The sequence below is a fragment of the Teichococcus coralli genome (genome assembly GCF_009829925.1).
In the GTDB taxonomy this organism is placed as follows: domain Bacteria; phylum Pseudomonadota; class Alphaproteobacteria; order Acetobacterales; family Acetobacteraceae; genus Pseudoroseomonas; species Pseudoroseomonas coralli.
The window spans coordinates 105,672-111,885 of sequence record NZ_SNVJ01000015.1 but is presented as its reverse complement, the minus strand read 5'-3'; the positions used below and the strand labels follow the sequence as shown (position 1 = coordinate 111,885).

Below are 6,214 nucleotides of genomic sequence, written 5' to 3'. Positions count from 1 at the left end.
GGCTTCCCCCTCGGCGCGGCCGGCGCGGGCGGCGCCTATGCCAGGCAGGGTGGCGACGCGACCGGCTATGGCGGCGGCGGCGGCGCCGGCCGCAGCGGCACCGACGGCGGCGACGGCGGCAATTTCGGCGGCGGCGGCGGCGGCTCCAATGGCCTCGGCGGCAATGGCGGCTTCGGCGGCGGCGGCGGCGGCGGCTCGCAATCCTCGGCCGTGCTGGCGTTTGACGGCGGCACCGGCGGCTTCGGCGGCGGCGGCGGCAACCGCGCCCTGGGCGGCGCCGGGGGCGGCGCCGGCGGCTCGGACGGCTCGGGCGGCGGCGGCGCGGCCTTCGGCGGCGCGGTCTTCGTGCGGAACGGCGCCTCCCTGATCATCGGCGCCGGCGACTTCTCCGGCAGCGCGGTCACCGGCGGCGCGGCCGGCTCCACCGGCATCATCGCCGGCACGGCGGGCGCCGCGGCGGGCTCCGACCTGTTCCTGATGAGCGGCTCCACCGCCCGCTTCGCGCCCGGCGCCGGCAACACGGTCACGGTCAGCGGCACCATCGCCGACGACAGCGCCGCCAGCGTGGCGGCCGGCAGGGGCTACACGGCCGGCACGGCTGCGGGCGCCGCCGTGGCGGTGGATAGCGGCCTCGTGGTCTTCCAGCGCGCCAACACCTATGCCGGCGGCACCACCCTCGCCGGCGGCACGCTGCAGATCGGCAACACCTCCGCCCTCGGCACCGGCAACCTGGTGATGAGCGGCGGCACGCTGCAGGTGAACGTCAACGGCTACAACCGCACCGGGCCGGTCCTGCTCGGCCCCAGCGGCGGCACGATCGACACCTTCGGCCACGACGCCAGGATCTCGACCGCGATGGTCGGCCCCGGTGGCCTGGAGAAGACCGGCGCTGGAACGCTCACCCTCAACCTGGCGCAGCCCTATACCGGCGCAACCACCATTTCGGGCGGCACGCTCAATCTCACCGGGGCGGCTGACATCGCGGCGTCCTCCGGCGTGGCGCTCACCGCGCCGGGCGCGGCGCTGAACATCGCCACCGCTTCCGGCGCGCGCAGCGTGCGGCGCCTGGACGGCGTGGCGGGCAGCGCCGTCGCCCTGGGCGCGAACACCCTGACCGTGACGAACGGCGGCAGCTTCGCCGGCGCCATCGGCGGCAGCGGCGGCCTCACCGTCGCTGGCGGCGTGATGACGCTGGCGGGCGCCAACGCCTATGCCGGCGGCACGCTGGTGAATGCCGGCACCCTGGCCCTGGGCGGCGCGGGCGACATCTCCGCCTCCTCCGGCGTGACGCTGGCGACCCCTGCCGCGCGCCTCGACATCGCCACCGCCGCCGGAGTGCCCTCCATCCAGACGCTGAACGGCGTGGCCGGCAGCAAGGTGGCGCTGGGGGCCAACACCCTGGCCGTGACGGGCGGCGGCAGCTTCGCCGGCTCCATCGGCGGCAGCGGCGGCCTCACCGTCGCCGGCGGCGTGATGGCGCTGACGGGCGCCAGCACCTTCACCGGGGCCACCACCGTCGCCGGCGGCACGCTGGCGCTCGATGGCGCGGGCGACATCGCCTCCTCCTCGGGCGTGGCGCTGGCCGGCGCCGGCGCGGCGCTGGACATCTCCAACGCCGCCGGGAGCCGCAGCCTGCAAAGCCTGAGCGGCGTTGCGGGCAGCGGCGTGATGCTGGGCAGCAACACCCTGGACGTGGCGGGCGGCGGCAACTTCGCCGGCGCCATCATGGGCCCGGGCAGCCTCGCCGTCACCGGCGGCACGCTGACGCTGGCGGGCGCCAACACCTATGCCGGCACGACCCGGGTGGAAGCCGGAACGCTGGCCATCGCCGGTGCCGGCTCGGTGGCCGCCTCCTCCGGCCTTCTCCTGGCCAATGCCGGCGCGGGGCTGGACATCAGCGGCGCCACCGGTGCGGTCGCACTGAACACGTTGAACGGCGTGGCCGGCAGCGGCATCGCCCTCGGCGCGCAGCAGCTCCGGGTGCTCAACGGCGGCACCTTCGACGGCACCGCCGCCGGCACAGGCGGGCTGGAGATCGCCGGCGGCACCTTCACCCTCAACGGCGTCAACACCTATGCCGGCGTGACCTCCGTCACCGGTGGCATGCTGGTGCTGGGCGACGCGGCGCATCCCGCGGCGCGGACCGGCGGCGATGTCGGCGTCGCCCCGGGCGCGGCCCTCACCGGTGCCGGCAGCGTCGGCGGCGGGCTGGTCAATGCCGGCGTCGTGGCGCCGGGCGTGGCGGGGGCGCCGGGCACCCTGGCGGTCGGCGGCAACTACATCCAGACCTCCAGCGGCACCCTGCAGGTGGCGCTGACGCCGAGCGCTGCCTCCACCCTGGCCGTCGCCGGCACCGCCTCACTGGATGGCGGGCTGGACATCACCCCGGCCAGCGGCACCTATGCGCCGGACAGCCTCTACACCCTGCTCACCGCGCAGGGCGGCGTGGCCGGCAGCTTCGCCAGTCAGGCCGGCAGCATCGACGGCATGCAGCTGATCACGCTGTACCGGCCGAACCAGGTGGACCTGCTGCTCGCCTCGCTGCTGGTGGACCAGACAAAGCCGGTCTTCACGCAGGATGATCCCGCGGCCCGCGCTCCGGCCATCGTCTTCGCCGGCGGCACGCTGCAGCCCACCACCGACGCCACCTTCACCCAGCCGGTGGTGGTGAACAGCACCAGCGGCACGGTGGATACCACGGGCGGCAACGTCACCTTCGCGGGCGCCGTCAGCGGCGAGGGCGGGCTGACCACGGTGGGCAGCGGCGGAGTGAACCTGACGGGCGGCGCCAACCTCGCCGGCCCGCTGGTCATCACCGACGGCACCTTCTACGCCAACAGCCTGATCCAGGCCGCCTCGCTCGACGTGCAGGGCCCGGCGACGCTGCGCGGCACCGGCACCATCGCGGCGCCGACCACGATCGAGGGCAGGCTGGCGCCGGGCAACAGCCCGGGCACGCTGTTCTTCACCGCGCCGGTGACGCTGGCCGACAGCGCCACCCTCGCGCTCGACATCGACGGCACCGGCACGGGCAACGGCGCCGGCAACCACAGCCGCGTGGTGGTGCAGGGCGCGCCCTTCACCGCGGCCGGCACCATCACGCCGCTCCTGCGCGGCATCACCGGCTCGGCCACCAATGCCTACACCCCGTCGGTCGGCACCGGCTTCGCGGTGGTGCAGGCGGGCGCGGTGGAGGGCTCCTTCAGCGGCCTGGTGCAGCCCGAGGGGCTGGCCGCCGGCACGCGGATGGACGCCGTCTACCTGCCGGGCAGCCTCAACCTCTTCGTGACGCCGGGCTCCTACACCCAGCTTTCCCTGCTGGGCGTGCAGCAGACGCCGAACCAGCTCTCGGTCGGCCGGGCGCTGGACGCGCTGCGACCGGAGCCGGGGGTGCGGGCGAGCGCCGAGGTCGAGCAAGGACTGGCCGCCCTGTTCCCGCTCAACACGGCGCAGGTGCGGGACGCCACCATCCGCCTCGGCGGCGCCGTCTACGGCGACGCGCTGATGGCGGGCGTGGACAGCAACCGCCTCTTCGCCGGCGCGGTCAGCGAGCAGCAGGCGGCGCGCCGAGCCGACGGGGCGGTGACCAGCCGCGCCCTGACCGTCCAGCAGGGCCGCTTCACCACCTGGATCAGCGGCCTCGGGCAGACCTTCCACACCGGAAGCGAGAGCGGCACCACCGGCTATCACGCCTCCAGCGGCGGCGTGGCGGTCGGCCTGGAGGGCGGGCTGGGCAACGGCTTTAGCCTCGGCCTGGCGGCCGGCTACACGGCCGGCAGCGTCACCTCCTCCGCAACCGGCGGCGAGGCGGATACCAGCACCGGCCACGTGGCGGCCTATGGCAGCTACACCGGCCCGCTGTTCTTCGCGGATGCGCAGGTCGGCGGCAGCTTCGGGCAGCTCGACGTGGACCGGAACCTGGGCGCGCTCGGCATGACGGCGCATGCCTCGCCTTCCATGTCGAGCTTCGGCTCGGGGGTGGATGCGGGGGTGCACTACAAGCTGGGCGGCTGGACGCTGCAGCCGGGCCTCGGCTTCCGGATCGACTCGGTGAATCGCGACGGCGCCACCGAAAGCGGCGCCGGCGTGCTGGGCCTGAAGGTGGACAGCGAGAGCGTGACGGCCAGCCGCAGCACGCTCGGCCTGCGCGCCAGCACCGGCCTGCCGCTCTCCTCGGGCATGGTGCTGACCCCCGCGGTGCGCCTGCAGTGGGCGCATGAGTTCGGCGATGTCGCGACCAGCACCGATGCCACGCTGATCGGCGTCTCCTCCGTGCCGGTGCAGACCGCCACCGCCGCCACCGGGCGGGACCGCCTGCTGGGCGGCCTCGGCGCCAGCCTGACGATCAGCCCGCAGGCCTCGCTGTACCTCAACTACAGCGTGGACCTGCGGAGCAACTACACCGGCCAGGCTGTCGGCGGCGGCCTGCGCTGGGCCTGGTGAGCCACTGGCCGGGGCCCCGCAGGCGCCCCGGCCACCACCCGTTGCCCGCGGCACTTCCGTGGCGCGCCCGGAGTTCCTGCTGGACAAGCCAGGGTTGCGGCGCCAGATGACGCGGCGCGGGAACGCGGCGGTTGCATCCCTCGCGCTTTCCGCACCCCGGCCTTGCCGGATGAGCTTTCTTTTTTCTTTCAGGCGCCCGTCCAAAGGCGGTTCGCCGCAGGAGTGCCGCCCCATGGCCGACGCTTCCCCCGCTCCCGCCAAGACGGCTTCGCAGCCCGCTTCGGGCATGCCGCCCCTGTTCGGGCGCGTCGAGCCGCTGGATCCCGCCCGCCATGGCGGCCTGCGCCTGGACCGCGCCGCCGGCCTCGGCTTCGCCGCACGTGCCAATGCCGTGCCGCTCAGCATCGTCGAACTGCCCCTCGCGGCCCGCCACTTCCCGATCGTCTTCGCCACCGGCCCGCTGCCGATGCCGCTCGCGGTGCTGGGCTACCGCACCGGCGAGAACCTGTTCGTGGACGAGAAGGGGAATTGGCGCGCCGGCACATACCTGCCGGCCTACCTGCGCGCCTATCCCTTCATCTTCCTGCAGGCGGAGGGTGGCACGCAGCTGCATCTCGGCATCGAGCCGGACGCCCCGGCGCTGCATACCGGCTCGGGAGACCCGCTTTTCGAGGAGGGCAAGCCCAGCACGTTCCTGCAGGAGATGCTGCGCTTCTGCTCCGACTATCGCGCCAGCCTGGAGGAGACGCAGCGCTTCGCCGAGGCGCTGAAGGCGGCGGAGGTGCTGGAGCAGCAGGAGGCCCGCGTGGAATTCCGCAGCGGCGGCAGCGCGCGGCTCAACGGCTTCCTGATGATGAACCCGAAGCGGTTCGAGGAACTGCCGGACGAGACCATCCTGGCGTGGCGCAAGCGCCATTGGCTGGGCGCCGCCTATGCCGTCATGCATGCCGGCGGCTCCTGGAGCAGCGTGCTCGACCTGGCCGAGACCAAGCCGGCCTGACGCGCCGCGGCACGAGGCCCAGGATGCTTCCGATGATCCAGGCGCCGCTCGCCCGGGTGCTCGCCGCCGCGCTGCTCCCGATGCTTGCGGCCGCGTAGCCTTCCCCCTCGGCGGCAGGCAGGCCCGCCGCTCCGGCCGCGGCGCCAGCGCCATTGCCGGAGCGCATCTCCTTTAGCTAGGGCGACTGGGGCGCGGCCAGCCCTCGCGCCTGATTGTCGCCGTGCCCGCCAGCATCCTCGTGCCGGGCATGGCCCGTCTGCCGCGGGAGGAGGGGAGGCCGGCGGTGCCGCCGCAACTGCGCGCCCGCACGCCGACGCGTTGCCCGCTGGAGATGGCGCCGACCGGGACGCCGCAGCGCCGCGCTGCGCCGCCTCCGCTTCTCGGGCGAGGCGGCGCGGGGCTGAGCGGCCGGCTCAGCCCTTCTTCACCGGCTCCTGCGCCTGCTTCTTTCCGCTTTGCGGGCCAACCACGGCGGCCTGGCCAGCGATCTCGTTGTTGTACATCTTCTCGGGCACCGGCCGCTTGGCGTCCGGATCTGCCTGGTCCTTGTTGACGTCGTGCGGGCCGACATTGGCCGGCCTGGCGGTTTCGTAGCGCTTGCCGTCGTTCATTTTCTCTCTCCTCCGCATCGGCCGCAACGTTTGGTCGGGCAGGGTTAAGATGAGGGCGCGCGCAGCCGTTGCGGCACGGCCCGTCACATGCCCGTGCGGCGCCGCATGCAACATCCACGGCGTTGCGCCGTTTGCCGGAGGGCGGCGCATGCGGGCGCGG

Annotated in this window: 3 protein-coding genes; 2 read left to right on the top strand and 1 reads right to left on the bottom strand. The window is 74.3% G+C overall.

Features of this window, described 5'->3' with window-relative positions; all coding sequences use genetic code 11:
* Both E0493_RS16320 and E0493_RS16315 read left to right on the top strand, forming a co-directional pair.
* A partial coding sequence (locus tag E0493_RS16320) for an autotransporter domain-containing protein (protein WP_160938303.1) occupies positions 1-4,443 on the top strand: 4,443 nt, incomplete at its 5' end.
* A 232-nt stretch (positions 4,444-4,675) separates the two neighbouring features.
* A complete protein-coding gene (locus tag E0493_RS16315; RefSeq protein WP_160938302.1) occupies positions 4,676-5,443 on the top strand; it encodes a SapC family protein in 768 nt (255 codons plus the stop codon).
* A gap of 413 nt (positions 5,444-5,856) precedes the next feature.
* Here E0493_RS16315 and E0493_RS16310 read toward each other — a convergent pair whose 3' ends face one another.
* Entirely contained in the window at positions 5,857-6,054 is a 198-nt protein-coding gene (locus E0493_RS16310; RefSeq protein ID WP_160938301.1) for a hypothetical protein, read from the bottom strand.
* Positions 6,055-6,214: the final 160 nt, after the last annotated feature.